This window comes from Burkholderia sp. LA-2-3-30-S1-D2 (assembly GCF_001523915.2).
Classification (GTDB): Bacteria; Pseudomonadota; Gammaproteobacteria; order Burkholderiales; family Burkholderiaceae; genus Burkholderia; species Burkholderia diffusa.
This window is the reverse complement of record NZ_CP013384.1, coordinates 1,927,399-1,948,317: the sequence shown is the minus strand read 5'-3', so window position 1 is coordinate 1,948,317 and position 20,919 is coordinate 1,927,399. Positions and strand designations below refer to the sequence as shown.

Below are 20,919 nucleotides of genomic sequence, written 5' to 3'. Positions count from 1 at the left end.
CCTTCAGCACCTTGCGTGCATAGGTCTGCACTGACTTTCGAGGGTGTCTCGGGAACGCGGCGTACAACGCCTTAGATGGGATGTGGGACGGATAGAGGCGGGCGAGCAGGCGTATCTCGCCAGTCGTCCACGGGTTCCGTGTCGACGTCGACATGCTTCGATTCCTCCGGATTTTTACAGATGGTCGAGCCGCTACGGTCAATGGCTTGCGCGGACTCAAGTTTGGGACGTGGCTGTCGATAACTCACGGATGAAGACGACAATCACCAAGGCAGAAGCCCACGCAGTACTCGAAGCAGCCACCACCCTCGTTGAGGCCCTTGCAGCGGCGAATGGTGTCGCGGTAGAGTCCCCGGAAGGGCAAGTGCTATACGACAGAGTGATTTTTGGTGCGCTCGGCGAGTGCATGCCGAACGCCACCATCCACCAGCTATTCGAGTTGATCGAAAAGCCGGAGGTCGATCATTGACGGGGAATTCCCCGTATCACGATGCGTCTCGTGCCACGATGCATGCCGTGCAAACACCACGCCATTCGCCAGCAGCGTCGTGCACATCACCGGTGTTGTCGCAGTATGGGCAGCGCTGCGTTAGCTCGGGATACAACTGTTCGCGCAAGTGGTCAGTCAGGCCGATCGCGCGGATCGCGAACACTTCGACGTCGGTCAGCTTCATTGGCCTGCTCCAGCTCGGATTTCGTCGACGGCCTCGGTGAATGTTCGTTTCTCGTGCTCGCGCGCCCACCATGCGAACATGACGTAACGCTTGACCCACATCTCGCTTGAAGTAGGGGTGGCGATTCGTCCCGTGAGATCCGGGTCTGAGAACGCGACGGATTGCGCTTGTTGAATCACGCGGCGTTCCGTGCGCTCGACGTAGACGGATGGCTCGCCGTTCATCATTAGTGCGCGCCAATGCATCGCATCCTGTTGGTCGTCGGCAGACACCTCGGCGCGCGGCTCCGGCTGCGTGACGACCCGCAGCTCGTGCTTCGTCTTGAGCGCTTCGACGCGCGACGCGAGCGCGGGATCGATCCGGGCGGCGATCCGGTACGCCAGATCCATGCGCCACGCGGGCATGTCACTTTCGCCGCGGCCGCGCAGAAGCTTGGCGTGGCCGATCAGCGCGAAGACATCGCTAACCGTCAGCCTCCACCGAGTGGCGACCTGCGCGGGCGGGGCGGTGAGGTAGCCCAACGGGAACCAAACTCCCGAATCCTTGCGGCATTGCTCGATGGCGTCATTCCAGAGCCAATCGCCCGATAGTTCTCCCGTGTCCGGATGTTTGCGAACCCACGCCACCGCCTCTTGCCCCGCTCCCGCCACCTCAGTGCGAGGGGCGCGGGACAGGGCGTAGAGTGAGTACGATCCGTCTGGCATGTCGGTTTGCTCGAATGTGAACTGCTTCACTCGGCCGCCTACGATTTCCGCCGTGCCTACGCGCTCATCCGCCCCATTGCCCGTGCCTTCGAGCGGGGCGGAGGGTGCGGGTGTTGTAGCGATGATGGCGCGGGCGAACCGCCGCCGCATCTCGACTTCCCATTGATGCGGCTCGTAGAGCGACGATCCACGCGCATCGAGATTTGCCCATGTCGCGTCAATCTGCGCATCGGTTATCGCGCGCCCGGCGAGCGAATTGATAGCCGTTTGTGCGTCAGCAATGATGTCGCCGCTATCCAGATCGGGCCTGATCTTTCGGATCAATTCGTGGAGCGCATTTTCGTAAGGCAGCGTTACGTCGGCCGGCGCTGCTTCGTGCTGCTCGACAGGGGATGCGGCGAGCACATCGCGAACCGCTGCAACAAAATTCGCTTCCGCCTTGATGTTGTGCCCGGGCTTGAAATGCTTGTAGCCGATTTCGAGAATTTGAGCGTCCGTCAGTGCATCGGCGCAGCTCACTTTCGAACTTGTCTCATTGCTGCCGGCGGCGCGCCGGCCGACAATGACTTCGGCGGTCGGATGAACCTCCGTCGGGTCAATCTCCGTACCCGGCCGCTGATCTGCTGCGTCGCTCGCCTGCACGGGAGCGAGGCTCTTTTCATTGGTCAGGCGATCGCGGAGCCACAATGCGACGTCGTCGCCCGGCTGGCACCCGTACTCCATGCAGATCCCGTGCAGCAGGTCCAGATTCACACGCACTGCGTTGTAGACCCAGCGCGCGACCGGGCGGAGCAGGTCGCCGTCCTGTTGCGGCTCGATCGCGTCGAGCAGGTCGCGCACGATCGTGACACTTGCCGAATTGTCGCGCGTGAGCTCATCGATGTTGTCGCCACCGTGCTCGGCGTCGTAGTGGTGGCGGATGAATTCGCGCAGTTGGGCGACCGTGTAGCCGCCATACGTGTTGGTCGTCATGGTATGAGCCTCGATGATCATGCGAAAAGATCGCCCTGCTTTTTGCCGCTCGACTCTGCTTGGTGGGTAGGGCAGAAGTGCTTATCCGCACCGACTTGATGCGCATGAACCGCGCACAGATAGCCGGCGGCGCGGCGCACGTCTTCCGGTGTTGCTTCGCGCCAGCCGGGCGGCGGCTCGGCACCGTGGAACGCGGTGTACTGCTCACGCGTGAAAAGGTCCATGAGCGTGCACGGCGTGCCGACGAGCATTTCGAAGTCGCGCGCGGCCGCCGGATCATTGTCGATACCGCCGATGCAGCGCCACGTCGCGGTCATGTTGCCGACGCGAGAAGTGGCTTTGGTGAAGCCCTTGGCGCCGCCGCCGAGGCCGCAGCAAAACCCGAAGCTGTTGTACACGCGCTGAACGTTCATAAGTGTCGGAGTATTCAAAAAAACGGGCGCCGTGCTGGCCGCCCATAAAAAAGCCACGCATCCGAGGCAACGGAATTTGCGCGGCTTGGGGGTGAGGTGGTCGTGCTACGATTCGCACCAAAACAAGCGGGGGCGGGCGATGAAGCGATCGGTCTACTATTACGCCTCAGGCGTTCTTGTCGGTGCCATTGCCGTGACTGCCTATCGATACGTCGATTGGGGCAGTCTCAAGGCAGCTGATTGGGCCGCATGGGTCCAAGCGGTAGGAGCGATCGCGGCTATTGCGGGGGCTTACTTCCTGGGCGAACGATCAGCATCGCATCAATTGAAGATTGCAACGCAAACTCGTGATCGTGAACTGGCTGAGCGGCGCTCGTCCCTTAAAGCAGTCCTCGACGAGGTGTACGTACGGTTCAAGCGAATTGAGCCTTCACTGAATGATAGCGGTGCGTTTAATTATTCCGCGTTCACCCTGGTAAGTGAGGACCAATTGAGCAGAACGCTCGACTTACTTGACCAGGTTCCAATTTTCGAGCTCGACTCGGGCGAGTTGACACAGGCGGTTCTTACCATTCAGGCTGCATGTATGAGTCTCACGCGATTGGTGACTCAGTTCAAGCTCCATCAGAAAGAGAAGCCAAATGACTATCCGGGTGACGATGTTGCCACGGCATTTATGAGAGGCAGCCTGAAAACACTTGATGAAACGTTCGGGGCCGTCGTGAGACTCACGAACGGGAAGTACCCCGAGCTGCGCCCGCCATCGCTTTTTTGATTGCTGACGTTACAGAATCCGTCGACTCCTGCAGACCTCGACGACGCGATCGCATGCCGCCACATCGAACCAGCCGATGTGGCATTCCTCGTGGTTCGCGATGCCAAGCTGTCGTGCCAACCAGATGTATGCGTCAGTGCGCGTCATCGCGCCGGACTGCCAGATCGGGTTGAAGGCAGCTTTCGCACGTTTCCGCGCGTCACGAGTCGGCCCGTCGGCCAGCGTGCCGAGTGGAATCGCAGTGAAGGGGTGCAGGCCGACGTATGCATAGCAGGAACGACAGAGGAACGCCCACGGCCAATCGCCGTACTCGCGCCCGTAGATCGCCGAGTTATTCACGATGTCGACGGGGCCGTCGTCGTAAGGGCATCTGGTCGGCGCTGGAAGCGGGTTTCTAACGCGGGCCGTCGCGCGACGCGACGGGTCCCAGGGCGTTTTCTTGTTTGCGGCAGTCCGGTTCATCCCGGTCAATCCCATCGGTCGATGATGTATTCGAGCGTTGCTCCCCTGGTCGTTACACGGATGCGGTGACCGTCACCGTAGCGGCTGCTTTTCTGCAACATCAGGCCACACGCCGATGCTTGATCGAAACCACCGATCGACGCGCGGCGCGAGTACGCCTCGATGACGGATCGCACGGCGTGCAGCTCGGACTTAAGGCATTCGGGAAAAAGGCAGTTACCGGAACCTTCGTGGTGATGATCCTTCGCGCCATCGATGACAAGCAGCACCCCGGCACCTTGATGCTCGTGTGGCGCATGCCACGACGACGGTTGTGGGCTGATTGCGGTCACGTTCGCCCATGTGCCCGGCGTGAGTCCCCACCGGGACGCCGATGAACCACCGTTGTACAGGTACCAGCTCACGGGATTGCGGAGGTCTTCGCGATCCCATTGCAGGATGGGAGGCGCATCCGCATGTTGCGCGGTCAAATAGGCGGCGAAGTTGGCCGAACCAGTCGGCACATACACCTTGATCCTTTCGGCTTCGGGCAAGACAGTGCGAGCGAATTTCTCCCACGTCATCGGCTGGCCGCCAGATGCGATCATGGGCGAGTTCATCGGCTTCGCGCTCTTCGGCTGGAGGTGGCCGAACACGCCGCCGTTCGACGGGACCTCAGCCGCATTGCTCGGCTTCCACAGCGCGTGCAACTCGTCGAGCCGTGCGAAGCGCCGTTCGAGCGAAGGGGCGATACCCATCTGTTCGACGATCTTCTCGGCCTGGCGGATCGTTCCTGTACTCGGCGCTGCCTGTGGGCGCAGGTACAGGAGCGGATGCATCTTCGCGGCGAACTTCGCCTTGACGTCATCGAGAGGCAGGCCGGCAGCGATATCCTCGAGCAGCGTGCCGATCATGGACGAACGCGGATGCGCGAACCCCGCGGGCGCAGTGGCGACCGCGCGCCACAACAGGTTTTCCTTCAGGCGAACGTTCTTCGTCGCTTCGCGCGCGACGATCACATCACGCAGCCACTCGGCCGCGCCCAGGCACTTTTCGGAACGGTAGAGCGAATCGGTCTTGAGCAACGTTACGGCGGTCTCGACGGTCGCGAGCGTGAACTCCTGCAATGCCGTCAGCATCGTGCGGTAGTCCTCGCGCGTCTCGGCGATCGCCTGAAACGCGGTTTGTACGCGGCTCGCATGGATCAGATGACGGCCGGGCGTCACACTGAAGTGCGTCCACTCGCCAGTGCGTGGTTGGCCCCAGATGCTCTCGGACGTGTAGAAGACGCCTGTGATGCGCGCACGCTCGACTGACGCGCGCATTTGAGCGACCGCTGGGGCGTAGTAGGGCTGCTCAACAGCGGACGCCGCTTCCTGCGTCCAGATCGCAGACGCCAACGAGCCGTCTTCACCGATGGTTACGAGGCCGCCAAAGCGCTCGACGAACCGGCGGCACGCGTTACAGGTATGGTGTTGACGAACATCGGGCGACGGCGAAAGGGTATTCAGGTAGAGGTCGAATAGCCCTTCGACGTCCGTTGTATAGAGGCGCGTGTGCGAGTCGCTGGTGTGTGATTCGAACGCGCTTCGAACGGCTGCGAGGAGAGTGTCGTACTGCTGGTCGTGCGGTACGTCCTCCGCATGGGTCGTCGTCAGATCCATATTGTTTTCCTTGGAAAAATTGGGCGCTGTACGAGCCGCCCGAATGCACCGCGCAATCCGGAGCACGGAGGGCGCGCGGCGGGGCGGCTATCGGGGCATCCACTCCGTTCCGCGCACGATCCGGCCAACCGGTTCGAGCACGAGCACCTCAGATTCCTTCTCGCTGCGCACGAGCGCGCTGCCGCGTTTCTGGGCTTTCTCCAGCGATGCATGACGCCTCGGCTTGCAATACCTGCCAATGGTCACGAACAGCGGCGTACGCGCGCCGACCGGACCGAGCGTCAGCTCGTCGATGCGCGCTTCGAGCGCCGCAGCGTTCGCGCGCCAGGTGTTGGCTTTCAGCTGCGCGGCGTCGCGCTCGACGGTGAGGCGCTCAACGTCGGCGCGCAGGCCTGCGATGATCTGCGCGACGTCGATGACGCCGGCATTCGGGGCCAGCGACTTCTCGACCAGGCCGACCGATACTAGCACCGGCGCTGCATCGGCCGGTGGCGTGTCGCTGGCCGCCGGCGCCGGCTGGGCTGCGCGCGCGAGCCAGTACACGTATTCGTTGCCGCCGCCGGCCCGCTTCTCGCGCTCGACGAGTGCCTCGCCGAGCATCCGGTTCAGCTCCTTCGTCACGTCGAGCTGCGGAAGCCCGGTTCCGGTCGCCACGGCCTTCGCCGTGGCTTCCGACGTCGCGGCGAGATACTTCTCGATGTCCTCTCTCACGCTGCCTCCCGTATTGCATGCTGCGCGGCCGGCGCGACCTGACCATCCTCGACCCAGAAGGCTTCGATGGCTTCGGGCAGGCCGCCGGGCGGCGTTTTCAGGCTCATGAACACGAGCGCGGTGTCGATCTGCTCGGTGTACGCGAGGTCATCGAGCCAGTAGAGCAGGCGGTCACGCTCGGGCCCGACCAGGACGTCGGCGCGATCGAGCACGAGCAGCTTCAGGCCCGAGAAGTGGCTGATCGCCGCGGCGATGTGAGCGTCGACGCGCCAGCGCTCCGATTCGGAAAGCAGGGCGTACGCGCGCCCGTCGGCGAAGATCTCCATCTCCGGCGTGATCGTCACGTCCGCCCATTCGGACAGATTGGCGAGCGCGACGAGGCGCTCGTTCATCGGCGTGAGCGCTTCGCTGAGCAGATCGGCGGGGATGCCGTTCGGCGCGAGCGCATCGGCGATCGCCTCGTACGCGGCGACGTCTTCGTGAAGCGCCGCTGCCTGCTTTGCCAGATCGGCAGCCCCGGCGGCGCGCCGCTCGATTTCGCGAAGCGTAGCAATGTCGGTGTCGAGCTGCTTTCGGCGGCGCTGAAAGTCGGCTAGCTCCGAGCGCGCGGCGTCGCCGCTCTCGCGTGCGGCGGCCGCGCCGCTGTCCTCCGCATCGTCTTCGAGTGCGCGCAACTGTGTCGCGGCCGAGTCTGCCGCTTCGAGGTCGCGTTTGCGGTTCGCTGCAGCGTTTTGCAACGTCTTCAAACCCTGCTCATACTCTGGCAGCTTCGCGGCCGCATCAGCATCGCGCGCGCCGGCCGCTGCCGCCGCCAACAGAACGCCATTGAGGTAGCGCAGGAGTGCGCCGCATTCAGGGCACGTGCATTCCGTGCCGGCCGGCGCCGCGCCGGCGCGCACACGAAGCGCTTCGACCTTGGGCAGAAATTCGGCGACCTGCTCGTCGGCGAGCTGCGCGAGCTCGACCGCCTTCGCGTAACCTGCGGCGCGCGTGCGCAGGTCGGCGATCCTCGACGCGCGTGCACGTGCCGCGTTGTCCGCCGCGTCGGCCGCGCCAATCTGCTGCTGCAGTTCGCCGATCCGGTCGTCGAGCGCCGCGCGATCGCCAGTGAGCTTCCGCAACGCTGCCTCGTCGAACTCGACCGGCGCCGGGCGCCAGGTTGCTCCCTTCTGGCTGCCGTACGTCTCGCCGGTCGCGTTGCGCCACGACTGCTTCGCGCCGCGCGCGCGGTCGGCCGCTTCCTTCTGCGCTGCTTCAAAGCCCGCTCGCAACATCGGTGTGATGGCTGCGAGCCGCGCGGCGGCCGATGCGGGCACCGCATCGGCACGAAACCCGAGCTTGTCCAGCAGCCGGGCGCGCATTTCGTCGACGCCGATCTTCACGCCCATCAGGTCGTACAGGAACGCGCGACGCTCGGCCGCGCTGAGGTGCGCGAACCGCTGCGCGTCGAGCACCAGCGGAAGGCGCGGATCATCGGCGAGTTCGCGCTTCATCTTGCCGCCTGGCAGCATGACGCTGTTCGCCTGCTCGCCGCAGGCGACCACAATCTGGCCGCCGTCGGCTCCCTCGGTAACGAGCGAGCCATATTCTTTCTTCAGTGCAACGCGGACCGTGTCGCCCGTGAGCGCCATGCGCACGGCTTCCTGCAGACTGCTCTTGCCGGCGCCGTTGGGGCCGGTAAAGAGGCCGACGGGCTTCGCGAGCCGGATATCCGCTGTGCGGATCCCGAGCACGTTCGCCACGTAAATGTCGGTGATTTTCACGATTCCTCTCCCTGCGGGCCATGTGGCTTGAGCACCGTGCGCCCGCCATCCGCGTCGAGCGGACTGACGACACCCTTTGTTTCGAGCAGCTCGACCAGCCGCGCGGCGCGGTTGTAGCCGATCTTGAACTGGCGCTGGACGCTCGAAATCGTCACCTTCTGCTGCTCGATCACGAACGCTTCAACCTGGCCGTACAGCGGATCTTCGTCGCCCTGGCGTGCCTGTTCCTCGTGCCATTCCTTCCAGCCCTTCACCCATGCGATGCACAGCTCGCCGGCCATCACGGGACATTCGCTCTCGGGCTTACCTTCGGCGGCCGCCTGCCGCCCGGCCTGATGCTGTTCGTCGAGCTGCGCTTGCGTCGGGCCGTCGCCGAGCTTCGGCACCTCGCGGAACTCTGCGTCGACGACGTCGTCGCCATGGGGACGCTGCCCGTCCATGCCGTCGCCGTCCTGGTCGGTGTACTCGCGGCCGAGGTCGAACCCGCGCTGATCGGATTCGCCGCGGATCTCGTCCATGCCGTCGGTATGCTCGGCCGGGTTCGCGACGACGACCAGAACGGTTTTTCCACTGGCTTCGTAAAGCTCGTGCAGATTCGGCTGCGAGCCACCGAACTTCACGACCGCCTTGACCCCATCCTTGATCGTGATCTGATCGAGGTCGCCCTGGACTACGATGCGGCCGTTGCTCGCGATGAGGTGCGTCGCCATCTTCACGTTGTGGTCGACGCGTGCCCGAAGCCGGTCGATGACGTCGTTCTGCTTCTTTTCGGACAGCTTCACCCAGATATCGGGCATCAGCTTCATCTCGGTCACGAGCGCGGAAAGCAGATCTTTGCCGATGCTGTCGGCGGTCATCTGGAGGACGTTTTTGTCGGTCATGTCGGAATCCTTGGAGGCGAATCAGTCGGGTTAGTCGGCGTTGATCGGGTTGCGCGGGCGGCGGCCGGCCGGCGCGGTCGCCTGAGCGGATGCTTTGCCGGTGGCCGACTGTTCAGCTGCGGCGGTGATGGCGCGCATGCGCGCTGACGCGAGGGCGTTCAGTTCGGCCTTCGCCGTCTCATCCGGCACGCCGCTGATCGCGCTGCGGGCGAGGTCGAGGTCTTCGGGCGTCTTGGCAGACTCGATGTCCTCGCGGATTCCGCGCACGAGGCCGGCGACGTCGAAGTCGAAACCACCTTGGCCGTCGCCGTCATCCTCCTGCGGCCCGTCCTGGTCGTCGACGGGATCAGCTTGCGTGGCATTCGTCGCCTCGCCGGTGTCGGTCGTGGTCGCGGTGGTATGCGGTTGGCGTACCGTCTGCGAAGGATCGCGCGCAGCGTCGTACGCGCCTTGCTGCCAACCCGGCTGCGGATCGGATTGCGTTGCGCGGCCGACTTCTTCGGCCTGCTGCGCGCGGCCGGCGCGCATCTCGTCGAGCGTCGTGCGGTTGACCGAGTACGAGCCGTCCGGGTTGACGTCCACGATGTCAGCTGCTTCCTCGACAGTGATGAGGCCCATCAGCAGTTCGGGGGCGTAGAGCTTCCCGAAGAACGATGCCGTGCGGTACCGCAGCATGACTTCGTCCATCGTCTGCCACTTGCTGCCGTTCTTCGTGTACCAGCCTTCCTTGACGGCCATCTCGATCGACACGGCCGGCGACTCGATGCGCTCGCCCGTTTCCTTCTCGATCGCCCACGCGACGCAGACCTTGTCGATAATCGGCACGCGCTTCGTGACGTTGCTCCGGTTGCCGTTTTCCCAGACTGTATCGACGCGCTCGACCGTCTTCTCGCCGAGCACCTTGATGTCGAAGCGCAGCGGGGAGAAGCGACCGCAGCCGTTCACGGCAGCGATGATCCACTGCGAAGACCAGGACGGCCGACCTTCGACGATGTACAGGTTTTGCATCACCATCAGCGGATCGGCGCCCATACGCTGGGCCATGTTCAACGCGACGACTGCGTTCGCGAGTGCGTTCGGGTTCTCGCGCGATTCCTTCACGTTGCCGTACTTATCGAGCTTCTCGATCACCTTGCGGTATGCAGCGGGAACGAGTGTCGAAGATGCGAGCAGATTTGCCGCGCGTTGCATCAGCTCGAACGACTGCAGCGAGCCGAAGCCGGGTGTGACCGTGGGGAGATTTGCCTCGCGCGGGAGGGGCGAGCGGACTGCTTCAAGTGTGGTCGGCGTGGACATGAATACCTCGGTTATTCGTGGAACTGACAGGTGCCGTAGCGTGGACAGTACTTACGGTCACAGAGAAGAGACTTCGGGTTGGGGTAGAAGCGGCCGGAGCGGAACATGTCGGCCGCGAACTGGATCAGGCCGGGTGTTTCCTCGGTGCCGATCATCACGCGCTTCGCGTTCTTGACCGCGGCGGTCGCGACCTCCGGCGTGCCCTTCGTTTTGAGCCCGATGATCTCGGCCGTATCGGCGATCAACTCGCCAGTCGTGTGCTCGTAGAGCATCTCGTAGGTGCCGATCTGCGGCCCGTGGCCTTTCGTGACAGCGATACCCTGGGCAACAGCCTTCGAACCGCTCTTCAAGTCTGCGATGCCCGGGCCTAGTGCAGTGCGCCGGACGCGTGCGCGGTCCATCGTGCCGGTAAGGCGGATCACAATTCCACCGCCGCAGTCGATGTCGAGCGGCTTTGTTTCCATCTCGACCGCGACGAAGTCGTACCGCGGCGTGATCTCGAGGCAGTACTTCGTCGTGAGCGAGATGCCGATGCGCTCGGCTTCCTTCAGGTTGAGATCGTCGCTCTCCGGGTTGTACTCGTTCGATGGGTCGTAGAGCTTGTCGATGAACGCGCCGGCTGCGTCGTCAACGGTCAGGCCAGAGCCATCGAGCACGCTCTGGTCATAGGCGGCCGTGCCGGCGTGGATCGCGGTGCCGAGCGCGGCGCGCAGGCCGACAACGTTGCGCATCTTCAGAAGGTGGATCGCTTCCCACCTGTATCCGCATTCGAACAGTGCACCCCAGCTCGACGCGCGCACGGTATAGACCGAGGGAGTCATGCCGTACCTGCGGTTTCGGCGTCGACATCCGCGGCCGGCGCCGGCATCTTCTCGACGCACCGGTACGGGAAGCGCTCCGGGAACGGCTTGATGTGCTTGTAGAAGTGCGAGCCGAGCGAGTCGGCGGTCTTGAGCGCGTCGAAGTTCGCTCGCGTGAAGCCGGCGTAGTGATACAGCGACGTCGGCGCGGCAGTCTTGCGATCCTTGAACCGGACCGCGAGCGTTTCGGATTCAGCGTCGTAGCCGATGCTGTGGATCTGCGACGATTCGACGGGTTGGGTGTCGATGGTTTTCATGTCTTGGAACTCCAGATAGAACGACGAGAGACGCGCATCGGACGGCGCGGCATGTGGTGGACAACGTGACGTCGATGGGTGCGATGACGGCGCTTAGAGGATCCCCAAGCGTTTGCTGAAGTAGTCGATCGCGATCGCGATAACTGCGACCGCGACGAAGGTCGCGAGAACGAGCGCGCGTGCGGCGCGCGGATGTTGGCGCTCGAAGCGATCAGCGTGATCGGTGAAGCGGCTCATGTTGGCCTCGTGACGAGTGCGGTTACGGTCGTGCCGTCCGCGTTGAGCCGGGCAAGCACGAACGTGCACACCGCAGCGATCGCGAGCGCGACAAGGTAACCTGCTATGGGATTCCATTCGAATACCCGGTCGAGCAGCGCGCCGAGGAGGTCGAAGGGCGTCATCCGAGGCTCCGCAGGTATGGGCCGGCCAGATCAGCGCCGAACCAGAGCGCGCCGATCGCGACGCCGTACGCGAACGCCCATGCCGAGCCTTCGATCGCATAGCGGAGCCGCGATACAGGCGATCGCTTGTACTGACGAAATACAGGCTGCAAGCTGTTGAGGGGTGAACGCATCACCGGTTCCTCCGAAGGTTCCGCTCGGCAAACGTCACCACGTTGTGCTTTGTCCGGTCGAGGATCTGCTGCGCGATCGCCTCGCTGCCGACCATGGTGATGCCGAGCGCCGCCTTGCTGATCAGCATTTCCATCACGTTCGCGAGCGCATCCGGATTGCCGTACGCACCGGATTCGCGCACGTAGTCGGCGATCAGCTTTTCAGCGAGGTCGCCGCATTGAGCGGGGGATTTGAGATTGCTCATCGGTCGACTCCGGCAATGGTGATGTGGCGAACGGGATCGGACACCGGCACGGGCGCGCGGAAACCTGCCTTCGCCAGCGCGTCGTCGACAACGGCTCGGATGCCGGAGGTGAGCACGGTCTTCGACGCGACCAGGTGCAGCGCGTCGATCAGATGCGCCATCGGTTGAAGGTGCGCGTCGAGCGACCGATCGGCCGCGTGCGAGCGGGCGTAAGCATCGGCCGATGCACTTTCGTCGGCGTCGGTTGGCAGCTCACCGTAGGCGAAGCTCGAGTCAGCCAGCTCCTGCGCCAGGTCCTTCGCGCGCTGCAGCCATGCTTGACCGAGCGTGTGTTTGATCCCGTTCATGTGGTGTCTCGGTGTGGTTTGAGCGCCAGCCGTAGCGGGCGCGGGTGGTCAGTCGCCCAGTGCGCGACGAACGGTGTGGTCGGTGCAGCGGGAGAAACCGGCGTTGCCGGGGCCGAATTTCTGGCCGCAGCCTGCGCAGTAGACGTTGGCGAAACGCGGCGCGGTGGCAGCGAGATCGGCGTCGGCGATGCGCTGAGCGATTTCCCTGTCGAGGGCTGCCTTGCAGATATTCCAGACCTCGTACACGTCCTCGATTCGGCCGCGGCGCAGCGCCGCGTCGAGCACGGCGATCTGCGCGGTGGAGAACGGCAGTACGTCGAAAGTGACGCCGTCGGCGATTGCTTCGTTGCGCTCGTCGCGCGCCAGCGCTTCGTCGTCCGAATCGGCCTGAAGCTGGTCGGTGCGTCGGTCGACCAGCGCGGGCAGATGGCGGACGTTGTTGTGATGGGTTCGAGGAGTGTGCATTGCGCCCTCCGATGAAAGTAGGATTGCTAACTGAATTGCAGTCTTGAATAGCGAATCTGCATGTGCGGGCAGTGCTCACCGGCGACGCCTCGAGAGTACGAAACGCCGCCGGTCAGAACTGCATCACTCGCGCGCCCGGCTACTCCCGACCGTGCCGGCTCCGGGCCGCGCGAGGTTTTGTGCCGATTACGACGCCATCGGTCACGTGGTGCTGGCTGTCTTGCATCAGGTTCGTTCAAGCCTGCAAGCGGTAGCCAAAATCGGCCTAGCGCGCTGCGCCTGTCCTGACTCACGACGCTGATCGCGCCGGCCGGTTGCTCCGCGTGTGCGGTCCCGGCTTACCTTCGATTGTTAGAGAGCGATCCGCCTCGGGCGGTGGCGCAGCGATCGGAGCTGCGTTAAGACGGACTTTAGCGAAACGCGAAATGCTTGTCTATAGCGAAACGCGAAAATTTTTGCGAATCGCGCATTTGATAGGCAGCACTTGGCCGCGCGGCCAGCTGGCGTGCGGGGGCAGGCGGACGTGTGTCAGTTGTGACAACGGGAGTTGAAAGCTCCCCAATTGTGGCGCTACACTACTGTATATTCATACAGTATTTGGTTCGACATACGAGCGGGGATCACGTGAATCGAGAGGCGAGGGCATGCAGGATGAAGTGCAAACCTGGAGATCTGGCGCGGGTTATTCGCTCGCGGAACCGTGCGCTTGTTGGGAGGGTCGTGAGAGTCGACCGACCGCATGGTGACGGTTGCTGGGAATGCGAACTGGTCGGCGACCCTGTCTTGGGGTTGGCCGATGACGGGGAAGGTTTGCTGCTTACGCGCGATTGGCTTTTTTCGGACCCGTCGCTCGAGCCACGAGTGGTGATTCGGTCGGAGACCTCAATCGCCTTTGCCGAAGCGCTTGCCGCCTGACGGCGGGGCGTCATGTTGAGTCGCGGATTGGCTGATGAGCCACCCGATAAAAGACTCGACTTGTGCCCTTTGAGTTGGGGTCAGTTTGTCCCAGCCTGCGGGCTGCGCGGACGCTCGCGGGTCCGCTGCAACAAGGGAATGGTCAGTATCGAGCCAACCCACCGGCTTGCCGGCGAGCTCTTCAATTTTACGCGCCGTCGCCGTGCGCATTCCCCGGGGGCGTCCGGTCTTCGAATCCTTGGCGCCGTCTCGGAGGTTCGTGAATTGGGAATGTGACATCCCAAGTGCCGCCGCAGCTGCTGCTGGCCCACCGCGCTCCGCTTCGATGATCCGGAGATTGTCTCGACGGATTTCGTCAATTTCCTTCATGTCTCGCATTCAATAGCAAAACGCTAAAAGCGTATATGCGCGAAACGCTATAGACATTCCTTTCGCGTTTCGCTAAAGTCCGTGCATGGACCTGAAAAGCTACCTTTCCGCCGAGCGCGGTCGACTCACGGCTCTCAGCCGAGCAATCGACGCTCATGCATCCGACGTTAGTCGCTGGGCAAGCGGCGAGCGTCCCATTCCGATTCCGTTCGGCCGGCCGATCGAGCGCGAGACAGGTGGTCAAGTCACGCGCACGGAGATGTTTCCAGTCGAGGTGATCAAGCGTGTGTGGCCGGAACTGCTCGAGGCGCCCCCCGTGTAACCGGTTCGCGCTGGTCCTGTTTGTTGAATCGGCCAGGCATGTCCTGGCCGTTATTTCGCCCCGGCGCCAACTGGGTAAGCAAGTGGGTAATCAACTGGGTATCGATTGATTTTTCGTATGAACCAGACCGAATTCAGGATGTTCGCGCCGTGGGTACAGGCCGCGACGCTGCCCGATGCTGAGATCGAGGCAATGACGTTTGAGGCGTGCCTCGAACGCGCGCTCGAACTCGGGCTGCGGCGCTTCGATCGCAAGACACTGGCGCGCAACTGCGACATCCACTATCCGCACTTCGGCGACCTGGTCGCCGGCCGCCGGCCGTTTCCGGCGACGAAGCTGCACCTGTTCTGCATGTTCACGGGCTGCGACTACCCGCGTCAGTGGCTCGCCATCCAGGAGCGCAAGGCGATCGACGAATATCGCCGGCTCAGCCAGCAGGCGATCGGCGAGTTCGTCCAGCAGGCATTCGGCCAGCGGCAGGCGGCGGCATGACGCTGACTCTCAGCCAGCGCGACATCGGCAAGCCCTTCGCCGTCAAGCTCGGGCGCCCCATGAACTACCTCGGCATCGTCGAGGAAAAGCATCTCTTCATCTACCGCGATCCTCCGCAGGACTATCTCGCGTTCCGTCCGGACCAGCTCTGGATGCTGGAGCGCGTCCGTCCGGAAGCGGCGCCGATCGACAACCAGAAGGGGGACGGCACGTGCTGACTCGACTGCTCGATACCAACCGCTTTTTACCAGCGACTATAGGAATTGCGTGGAATCGGCACTTGAGGGGCCGGGACGTGCTTGCCGGTGCGGTACTCCATGGCGCACAAGGGGCATTTAAGCTTGATTCCACCATACTTCGAGGTTTGCTGAAGGACCCCAAGTTTGTTGTCGTTGTCCATGCAGGGCTGACAAATCAGATGCGCCGGCTGCGACGTGTCGGCGCTTGTGCTTGCCAGCACGAATACGCCCTCGGTCAGTTGGTGAAGCACATACTGACTTCGGATAGCACGTTTTCGATCAAGCTCGGCAATCTTCTCGTTGGCGGATCGAAGCTGCTCCTTCAATTCATCGATTTCGTCGCGCGCGCCCGCCTGCTTCTCCTGCAAGGCGAGAGCCGCGTTTTGAACATCAATCACGCGATCGTTGATCGACTGTTGCATCTCGGCGAGCTTCAGTTCGTCTCGCGCGGCGACTGCTGCTTTTGCAAGATCGACAGCGTTCTTCAGGCCGGCAATCGCTGCCGTTACGGTCATGATCGGCATCTGGTTCCCCGTCTTGAAATAGACCGCGCACGCCCGCGGCGAGACCATCATAGCGCACTCGCGGCGGGCGCTTGCTTGCGCTGGGAGTGCGCATGAACTGGGCGCACGATGACCTTGCCAACGATCTCGCCGCGCATCTTCGCGGCGCATCCGATCGCCTCGTATGGACTGACATGCAGCTCGGGCCGTCCGGCTCGCCGCGGCCGGACGTCTACACGGTGCCGTGCTCGTTCGCCAGGTTCCAGCCGGTCGCCTACGAATGCAAGATCAGCGTCGCCGACTTCCGTCGCGACGTAACGGCGGGCAAGTGGACCTCCTATCTGCGCTTCGCCGCCGGCGTGATTTTCGCCGCTCCGGCCGGGCTGCTGAAGAAAGAAGACATCCCGACGGGCTGCGGCCTGATCGTGCGCGGGCCGGATGGCTGGCGATCGCTGAAGGGGCCGACGTTGAAGAACATAGAGAACCTGCCGCGTGACGCGTGGGTGAAGCTGATCATCGACGGCATGGCGCGGCTCGCGAACTCGAACCTCGAACAGGTTCGGGTCGGGCTCCATAACGAGTGGACGCTCGAGAAGAAGCTGCGCCGGCGGCTCGGCGACATCGTGGCGGACGCGGTGCGTGATCGTCTGCATGCGGAACGGCGCTTGACGGCTGCCACTGCGCGGCTCGAAGGGCTGGCGCAAGAGGCCGAAGACGAACGTCGTCTGATTCTCGATCGTGCGAAGGAAAATGCCCAGCGCGACGCCGCTCAGATTGACAGCGCGCGTATTGAACTCGCGCGGTCGCTCGGACTGGGCGAGAGCGCGGGGGCGTGGGAAATCTCCAGCGCCTGCAAAGAAGCCGCGCGCCGGCTCAGTACCGACGCCGAAATTAAACGACTGCATCAGCAGCTCGAGCGCATTCAGATTGCGATCGGATCGGCTACGCAGCCGCTGCCGCACATTGCGCAGGAGGCAGCGTGAACTGGATCGATAGCGCCCACCGCGGTGACTGCCGCGACCTGATGCGCGCGATGATCGCCGACGGCGTGCGCGTGCAGACGATCGTTACGTCGCCCCCATACTGGGGCCTTCGCTCGTACCTGCCGGACGGCCACCCCGACAAGGCGCGTGAGATCGGCCAGGAGCCGACGCTGCGCGAGTTCATCCGCACGTTGGTCGACGTGTTCGATCTCGCGCGCCAGCTGCTCGCAGACGACGGCACACTTTGGCTGAACATGGGCGACGCGTACGCCGGATCGTGGGGCGCGCAGGGGCGCAGCGGACAGATGTCGGATCGCTCGGTGATCAGTGCGCAGCAGATCGCCGCCGCTCAGCATCGGGCCAGCGGGACCGGCTCGCGCGAGCGCACAGGTCTGAAGTCAAAAGACCTGATGGGCCAACCGTGGCGCCTCGCGTTCGCGCTGCAGGATGCCGGCTGGTATCTCCGTCAGGACATCATCTGGCACAAGCCGAACCCCATGCCTGAGAGCGTGCGCGATCGCTGCACGAAGGCGCACGAATACCTGTTCCTGCTCTCGAAGAGCGAGAAGTACTTTTACGACTTCGCCGCCATGCAGGAGCCGGTCAGCGGCGGCGCGCACGCGCGCGGATCTGGCGTGAATCCGAAGGCACGCGAACCATCCGGCTGGGACACCGGCCCCGGCTCGCATCGCGAGAGGGTTGGGCGTTATCCCGGTACTGGGGTTGGTTTCGGCCGCGGCTATGACCCAGTCGCGAAGCCGCGTGTGAAGCAGAACGCCTCGTTCTCCGGCTCGGTAAATGAACTCGTGACCATGCGCAACCGGCGCAGCGTCTGGACCATCCCGACGCAATCTTTCGACGGCGCGCATTTCGCGACCTTCCCCGAGGCCCTGGTCGAGCCCTGCGTGCTCGCAGGCAGCCGCCCGGGCGACGTCGTGTTCGATCCGTTCTTCGGCAGCGGCACGACGGGCCAGGTCGCGCAGCGCTTCGGGCGGCACTTCGTCGGCTTCGAGCTGAATCCGGAATACACGCCGCTGCAGCGTGATCGCCTGCGCCAGCCCGGCCTCGTGCTGGAGGTGTCGTGATGGACCGGCCGACCCTCCACGTCGTCTCGCTGTCGGGCGGCAAGGACAGCACCGCGACGCTGCTCGTCGCGCTCGAGCTGCACGGCCACGAGAATGTTCGTGCCGTGTTCGCCGACACCGGCAACGAGCACGAGTCGACGTACGAATACGCGCTCGAATACCTACCGCGCGCGCTGGGAATCGCCGTCGACGTGGTGCGTGCCGACTTCACCGACGAATTCGCCACGAAGCGAGCGAACCTCGCGCGGATCGCCGCCGGCGAGCCGGAATCATCCGTGTACGGCAAGCGCGAGTTCATGTACGCGTGGACGCCCGAGGCGGCCGCTCGCGCGCTAGACCTGCTGCACCCGACCGGGAATCCGTTCCTTGACCTTTGCATGGTGCGTGGTGGTTTCCCGTCCCGGAAGCGGCAGTTCTGCACTGAATACTTGAAGCGGAATCCCTTGACGGAATACGCGCTGGATCAGATCGACGCGGGGTATTTCGTCGAGTCGTGGCAGGGCGTTCGCGCGGACGAGAGCGAGGCGCGCAGGTGGCTTCCGAATTACGAATGGCGCGGTGGTCATTACGCCGTGTTTCGACCGATTCTGCGCTGGAACATTGCCGACGTATTCGATGCACACGCGGCCGCTGGCATCACCGCGAATCCGCTGTACCGCGAAGGCATGACGCGCGTCGGGTGCATGCCCTGCATCAACGCAGGGAAGCTCGAATTGCGTGAGATTGCGCGCCGGTTCCCCGAGCACATCGAGCGCATCGCCGCGTGGGAGAGCCTAGTTTCGGAGGTATGTCGACCCTTGAGCCCCGTCTCATTCTTCCACATGGGCACGACGGGGCATTCGGGCCAAGCCACAACAGTGCATCAGGTCGTCGAGTGGTCGAAAACGACTCGCGGCGGCCGGCAATACGACCTTCTCGCGGACGCCGAGCCGGCGACCGCATGCGCCTCGGCGTATGGACTTTGCGAATGAATGACCTCCCGAATCCTCTCACCGACGCGACATGTGACTTGCGGACGTTCGCGTTCATGCCGCTTGATGTCGTGCGTCTTCGCGACAGCGACATCGCCGCGCTGTCCACGGCCGAAGAGTTCCGCGCGGCGGTGCTGCTCTGGTGTGCGGCATGGCACCAGGTGCCGGCAGCGTCGCTTCCTGATGATGATCGCGTGCTCGCGCAGCTGGCCGGCTACGGCCGCGTCGTCGCCGAGTGGCGGAAGGTGCGTACCGGCGCGCTGCGTGGCTGGGTGAAATGCGCTGACGGTCGGCTGTATCACCCAGTTGTGGCCGAGAAGGCGCGCGACGCATGGGCCGCGAAGCACGAGCAGCGCTACAAGACCGAGTGCGCACGCATCAAGAAGCACAACCAGCGGCACGGGACCGAGATCGAATTCCCGACGCTCGAAGAGTTCTTGTCTCCCGATTATCGTGATCCCGTCCCTAGGGACAAAAAGAAAGTGTCCCCGGGGACAAAGGGCAAATGTCCACCGGGACAGACAGGAGTTGTCCCTCAAGACGTCCCTAGGGAAACAGCATCCAAGGGACAGGGAGAGGGAGAAGTAAACCTAAAAGCAAGCGGCGGCGGCACAGCACAGGCAGTAGCGGATGACCCGCCGAACGCCGCCGCCGCCTTCGTCGAAGTCCTGCGCACGAGTGGCGTCGGCTTCGCCGCCGATGACGCGCGGCTGCTCGGATGGTCCGCACGCGGCGTGACGCCGGATGACCTGCGTTCGGCCATCGCCACGGGCCGCAAGCGCCGTGAGCGCGAGGGCAGCGGGCAGCCGCTGAATGTCGGGCTGCTCGACCTGATCCTCGGCGATCTACTCGCCGCGCGCACCGCGAAGCCTACGGCGGGGGCGCGAGCTGCCGGCGACTGGTGGCGCTCTTGGACCGGCATCGTCGAGCACGGCGGCACGCTCGGCATCGAGCAAGGCCGGGACGAACCTCCGTTCGATTTCAAGCTGCGCGTGTTCGACGCCGCCGGCGACGGCCCGTGGTGGGACGAGCACAACCGCGCATTTCGCAACACTGCCGGCCCGGTCGCGGCTGGCGCACTCCTGGGGGAAGGACGATGAACTGCAAAGTCGGCGACATGGCCGTGATCACGCGTGGCGATGCCCGCGATCGAATCGTAGAGGTGAAGGCGCCCTACGGCGACTACTTGCACCTCGGCTTCTGCTGGTACGTCGAAGCGCCGACGCCTATCCCGCCGACGGACGTCGTCACGTTCCGACCGTGTGAGTTGAAGACCGGATGGATTCCGGATGCGTGGCTGCGCCCGATCAGCGGCGTGCCGGTGACCGACGACGTGAGCGACGAGGTGACGGCATGAGGCGAATCACGAAAGCAATGAAGCAGGCCGGCGGCCATCGCTACTGCTGCGAATGCGCGGCTCGCGGCCCGCGCGTGAAAGCGCATTGGACGCACAAGGGGCGCGACTACTGCCACGCACACAAGCCGGCCGAGACGGCGGCGCGGCCCGTGCGCGAGGTGCGCGTATGACCCAGCAAACGCTCATCACGGCATCGCCGATCGCGCAGCGCGTTGAGTTTGTCGTTCCGGGTGCCCCGGTCGCAAAGGGGCGCCCGAAGTTCGCACGCCGCGGCGCGCACGTCACGGCCTACACGCCCGAGAAGACCGAGCGTTACGAGAACCTCGTGAAGATGGTCGCGCGCGCAGCGATGCGCAGCGCCGCACCGTATGCCGGCCCGATCCGCCTGATCGTGCACATCGGTCTGCCGATTCCGGCGAGTTGGTCGATGAAGCGCCAGGGCGAGGCGGCCGGCGGCGCCATCGGCGCCACGAAGAAGCCAGACGCCGACAACGTTGTCAAGGCGTTGAAGGACGGGATGAACGGGGTGGTGTACGTCGACGACGGCCAGGTCGTCGACCTCTGGGTGTCGAAGCGCTACGCGCGCACGCCGGGCGTGCGCATCGAGGCGATCGAATTGAATCTGAAGTCAGCATAAGGAG

31 protein-coding genes are annotated in these 20,919 nt (G+C 63.9%); 12 read left to right on the top strand and 19 right to left on the bottom strand.

Translation table 11 applies throughout. The features are described from left to right. Nucleotides 1-250: 250 nt before the first annotated feature. Nucleotides 251-469: a hypothetical protein gene (locus WS66_RS21885; RefSeq protein ID WP_059603239.1), complete on the top strand. Its 219-nt coding sequence runs from the start codon at nucleotides 251-253 to the stop codon at nucleotides 467-469. A gap of 16 nt (nucleotides 470-485) precedes the next feature. Here WS66_RS21885 and WS66_RS21880 read toward each other — a convergent pair whose 3' ends face one another. The 3 genes from WS66_RS21880 to WS66_RS21870 are packed head-to-tail and all read right to left on the bottom strand — an operon-like array spanning nucleotide 486 to nucleotide 2,748. Beyond that, complete coding sequence (locus tag WS66_RS21880) at nucleotides 486-674, bottom strand: hypothetical protein (protein WP_059603236.1); 189 nt, start codon at nucleotides 672-674, stop codon at nucleotides 486-488. After that, a complete protein-coding gene (locus tag WS66_RS34455) occupies nucleotides 671-2,350 on the bottom strand; it encodes a hypothetical protein (protein WP_236872945.1) in 1,680 nt (559 codons plus the stop codon). The genes WS66_RS21880 and WS66_RS34455 overlap by 4 nt, the downstream gene beginning before the upstream one ends. A gap of 17 nt (nucleotides 2,351-2,367) precedes the next feature. Next, entirely contained in the window at nucleotides 2,368-2,748 is a 381-nt protein-coding gene (locus WS66_RS21870) for a hypothetical protein (RefSeq protein WP_335672054.1), read from the bottom strand. Between the two features lie 154 nt (nucleotides 2,749-2,902). On the opposite strand from WS66_RS21870, the gene WS66_RS21865 reads away from it, so the two are divergent. Next, on the top strand, nucleotides 2,903-3,538 hold the full coding sequence (locus tag WS66_RS21865) for a hypothetical protein (protein ID WP_059603227.1): 636 nt from the start codon (nucleotides 2,903-2,905) through the stop codon (nucleotides 3,536-3,538). A gap of 9 nt (nucleotides 3,539-3,547) precedes the next feature. Here the strand turns inward: WS66_RS21865 and WS66_RS21860 are convergent, their stop codons facing one another. The 15 genes from WS66_RS21860 to WS66_RS21800 all read right to left on the bottom strand — a co-directional run bounded on the left by WS66_RS21860 (nucleotide 3,548) and on the right by WS66_RS21800 (nucleotide 14,326). Next, a complete protein-coding gene (locus WS66_RS21860; protein ID WP_082728971.1) occupies nucleotides 3,548-4,000 on the bottom strand; it encodes a zinc-finger-containing protein in 453 nt (150 codons plus the stop codon). Nucleotides 4,001-4,005: 5 nt separating this feature from the next. Continuing rightward, nucleotides 4,006-5,643, bottom strand: a complete 1,638-nt coding sequence (locus WS66_RS21855) for a hypothetical protein (protein ID WP_236872944.1) — start codon at nucleotides 5,641-5,643, stop codon at nucleotides 4,006-4,008. Between the two features lie 87 nt (nucleotides 5,644-5,730). Further along, nucleotides 5,731-6,354, bottom strand: a complete 624-nt coding sequence (locus WS66_RS21850; RefSeq protein WP_059603219.1) for a hypothetical protein — start codon at nucleotides 6,352-6,354, stop codon at nucleotides 5,731-5,733. Continuing rightward, entirely contained in the window at nucleotides 6,351-8,117 is a 1,767-nt protein-coding gene (locus WS66_RS21845; protein WP_059603216.1) for an AAA family ATPase, read from the bottom strand. The genes WS66_RS21850 and WS66_RS21845 overlap by 4 nt, the downstream gene beginning before the upstream one ends. Continuing rightward, the gene (locus tag WS66_RS21840; RefSeq protein ID WP_059603213.1) at nucleotides 8,114-8,998 is read right to left on the bottom strand and encodes a DNA translocase FtsK; all 885 of its coding nucleotides are present in this window, start codon (nucleotides 8,996-8,998) and stop codon (nucleotides 8,114-8,116) included. The genes WS66_RS21845 and WS66_RS21840 overlap by 4 nt, the downstream gene beginning before the upstream one ends. Nucleotides 8,999-9,028: 30 nt before the next feature. Beyond that, on the bottom strand, nucleotides 9,029-10,294 hold the full coding sequence (locus tag WS66_RS21835; protein ID WP_059603209.1) for a hypothetical protein: 1,266 nt from the start codon (nucleotides 10,292-10,294) through the stop codon (nucleotides 9,029-9,031). Between the two features lie 11 nt (nucleotides 10,295-10,305). Beyond that, nucleotides 10,306-11,115 (bottom strand): RecB family exonuclease, encoded by an 810-nt coding sequence (locus WS66_RS21830; protein ID WP_059603206.1) that lies wholly within the window; start codon nucleotides 11,113-11,115, stop codon nucleotides 10,306-10,308. After that, nucleotides 11,112-11,411: a KTSC domain-containing protein gene (locus tag WS66_RS21825; protein ID WP_059603203.1), complete on the bottom strand. Its 300-nt coding sequence runs from the start codon at nucleotides 11,409-11,411 to the stop codon at nucleotides 11,112-11,114. Before WS66_RS21825 ends, WS66_RS21830 begins: the two co-directional genes overlap by 4 nt. Nucleotides 11,412-11,504: 93 nt before the next feature. Further along, nucleotides 11,505-11,648, bottom strand: coding sequence for a hypothetical protein (locus WS66_RS34120; RefSeq protein WP_179955264.1), 144 nt, complete (start codon nucleotides 11,646-11,648; stop codon nucleotides 11,505-11,507). After that, the gene (locus WS66_RS34115) at nucleotides 11,645-11,812 is read right to left on the bottom strand and encodes a hypothetical protein (protein WP_179955263.1); all 168 of its coding nucleotides are present in this window, start codon (nucleotides 11,810-11,812) and stop codon (nucleotides 11,645-11,647) included. The genes WS66_RS34120 and WS66_RS34115 overlap by 4 nt, the downstream gene beginning before the upstream one ends. Continuing rightward, nucleotides 11,809-11,985: a hypothetical protein gene (locus WS66_RS34110; protein ID WP_179955262.1), complete on the bottom strand. Its 177-nt coding sequence runs from the start codon at nucleotides 11,983-11,985 to the stop codon at nucleotides 11,809-11,811. The genes WS66_RS34115 and WS66_RS34110 overlap by 4 nt, the downstream gene beginning before the upstream one ends. Continuing rightward, on the bottom strand, nucleotides 11,985-12,230 hold the full coding sequence (locus tag WS66_RS21820; protein WP_059603200.1) for a hypothetical protein: 246 nt from the start codon (nucleotides 12,228-12,230) through the stop codon (nucleotides 11,985-11,987). Before WS66_RS21820 ends, WS66_RS34110 begins: the two co-directional genes overlap by 1 nt. Continuing rightward, entirely contained in the window at nucleotides 12,227-12,577 is a 351-nt protein-coding gene (locus WS66_RS21815; RefSeq protein ID WP_059603197.1) for a hypothetical protein, read from the bottom strand. The genes WS66_RS21820 and WS66_RS21815 overlap by 4 nt, the downstream gene beginning before the upstream one ends. 48 nt (nucleotides 12,578-12,625) lie before the next feature. Continuing rightward, nucleotides 12,626-13,042, bottom strand: a complete 417-nt coding sequence (locus tag WS66_RS21810; RefSeq protein ID WP_059603194.1) for a hypothetical protein — start codon at nucleotides 13,040-13,042, stop codon at nucleotides 12,626-12,628. Between the two features lie 882 nt (nucleotides 13,043-13,924). Further along, the gene (locus WS66_RS21800) at nucleotides 13,925-14,326 is read right to left on the bottom strand and encodes a hypothetical protein (protein WP_082728970.1); all 402 of its coding nucleotides are present in this window, start codon (nucleotides 14,324-14,326) and stop codon (nucleotides 13,925-13,927) included. 85 nt (nucleotides 14,327-14,411) lie between these two features. Between WS66_RS21800 and WS66_RS21795 the strand changes: the two genes are divergently transcribed. The 3 genes from WS66_RS21795 to WS66_RS21785 all read left to right on the top strand — a co-directional run bounded on the left by WS66_RS21795 (nucleotide 14,412) and on the right by WS66_RS21785 (nucleotide 15,358). Next, nucleotides 14,412-14,648 carry a transcriptional regulator gene (locus tag WS66_RS21795; protein ID WP_059603192.1) on the top strand — a complete coding sequence of 79 codons (237 nt, stop codon included), beginning with the start codon at nucleotides 14,412-14,414 and terminating at the stop codon, nucleotides 14,646-14,648. A gap of 117 nt (nucleotides 14,649-14,765) precedes the next feature. Further along, nucleotides 14,766-15,140, top strand: coding sequence for a hypothetical protein (locus WS66_RS21790; protein ID WP_059603189.1), 375 nt, complete (start codon nucleotides 14,766-14,768; stop codon nucleotides 15,138-15,140). Next, a complete protein-coding gene (locus tag WS66_RS21785) occupies nucleotides 15,137-15,358 on the top strand; it encodes a hypothetical protein (protein ID WP_179955261.1) in 222 nt (73 codons plus the stop codon). Before WS66_RS21790 ends, WS66_RS21785 begins: the two co-directional genes overlap by 4 nt. Nucleotides 15,359-15,384: 26 nt before the next feature. On the opposite strand, the gene WS66_RS21780 is transcribed toward WS66_RS21785, so the two are convergent. Next, a complete protein-coding gene (locus tag WS66_RS21780) occupies nucleotides 15,385-15,903 on the bottom strand; it encodes a hypothetical protein (RefSeq protein WP_159086569.1) in 519 nt (172 codons plus the stop codon). Nucleotides 15,904-15,995: 92 nt separating this feature from the next. On the opposite strand from WS66_RS21780, the gene WS66_RS21775 reads away from it, so the two are divergent. From WS66_RS21775 to WS66_RS21750, 7 genes are read left to right on the top strand one after another with little or no spacing between them, the layout of a single operon-like run. Next, a complete protein-coding gene (locus WS66_RS21775) occupies nucleotides 15,996-16,865 on the top strand; it encodes a hypothetical protein (RefSeq protein WP_059603184.1) in 870 nt (289 codons plus the stop codon). Further along, nucleotides 16,862-17,950: a DNA-methyltransferase gene (locus WS66_RS21770; protein ID WP_059603181.1), complete on the top strand. Its 1,089-nt coding sequence runs from the start codon at nucleotides 16,862-16,864 to the stop codon at nucleotides 17,948-17,950. Before WS66_RS21775 ends, WS66_RS21770 begins: the two co-directional genes overlap by 4 nt. Further along, nucleotides 17,947-18,921, top strand: a complete 975-nt coding sequence (locus tag WS66_RS21765; protein WP_179955260.1) for a phosphoadenosine phosphosulfate reductase domain-containing protein — start codon at nucleotides 17,947-17,949, stop codon at nucleotides 18,919-18,921. Before WS66_RS21770 ends, WS66_RS21765 begins: the two co-directional genes overlap by 4 nt. Then, complete coding sequence (locus WS66_RS21760) at nucleotides 18,918-20,021, top strand: DUF1376 domain-containing protein (protein WP_082728963.1); 1,104 nt, start codon at nucleotides 18,918-18,920, stop codon at nucleotides 20,019-20,021. The genes WS66_RS21765 and WS66_RS21760 overlap by 4 nt, the downstream gene beginning before the upstream one ends. Then, nucleotides 20,018-20,278, top strand: a complete 261-nt coding sequence (locus tag WS66_RS21755; protein WP_059603175.1) for a hypothetical protein — start codon at nucleotides 20,018-20,020, stop codon at nucleotides 20,276-20,278. Before WS66_RS21760 ends, WS66_RS21755 begins: the two co-directional genes overlap by 4 nt. After that, nucleotides 20,275-20,448 carry a hypothetical protein gene (locus WS66_RS33750; protein WP_159086568.1) on the top strand — a complete coding sequence of 58 codons (174 nt, stop codon included), beginning with the start codon at nucleotides 20,275-20,277 and terminating at the stop codon, nucleotides 20,446-20,448. The genes WS66_RS21755 and WS66_RS33750 overlap by 4 nt, the downstream gene beginning before the upstream one ends. Then, a complete protein-coding gene (locus WS66_RS21750) occupies nucleotides 20,445-20,915 on the top strand; it encodes a RusA family crossover junction endodeoxyribonuclease (RefSeq protein ID WP_059603172.1) in 471 nt (156 codons plus the stop codon). The genes WS66_RS33750 and WS66_RS21750 overlap by 4 nt, the downstream gene beginning before the upstream one ends. The last annotated feature ends 4 nt before the right edge of the window (nucleotides 20,916-20,919 follow it).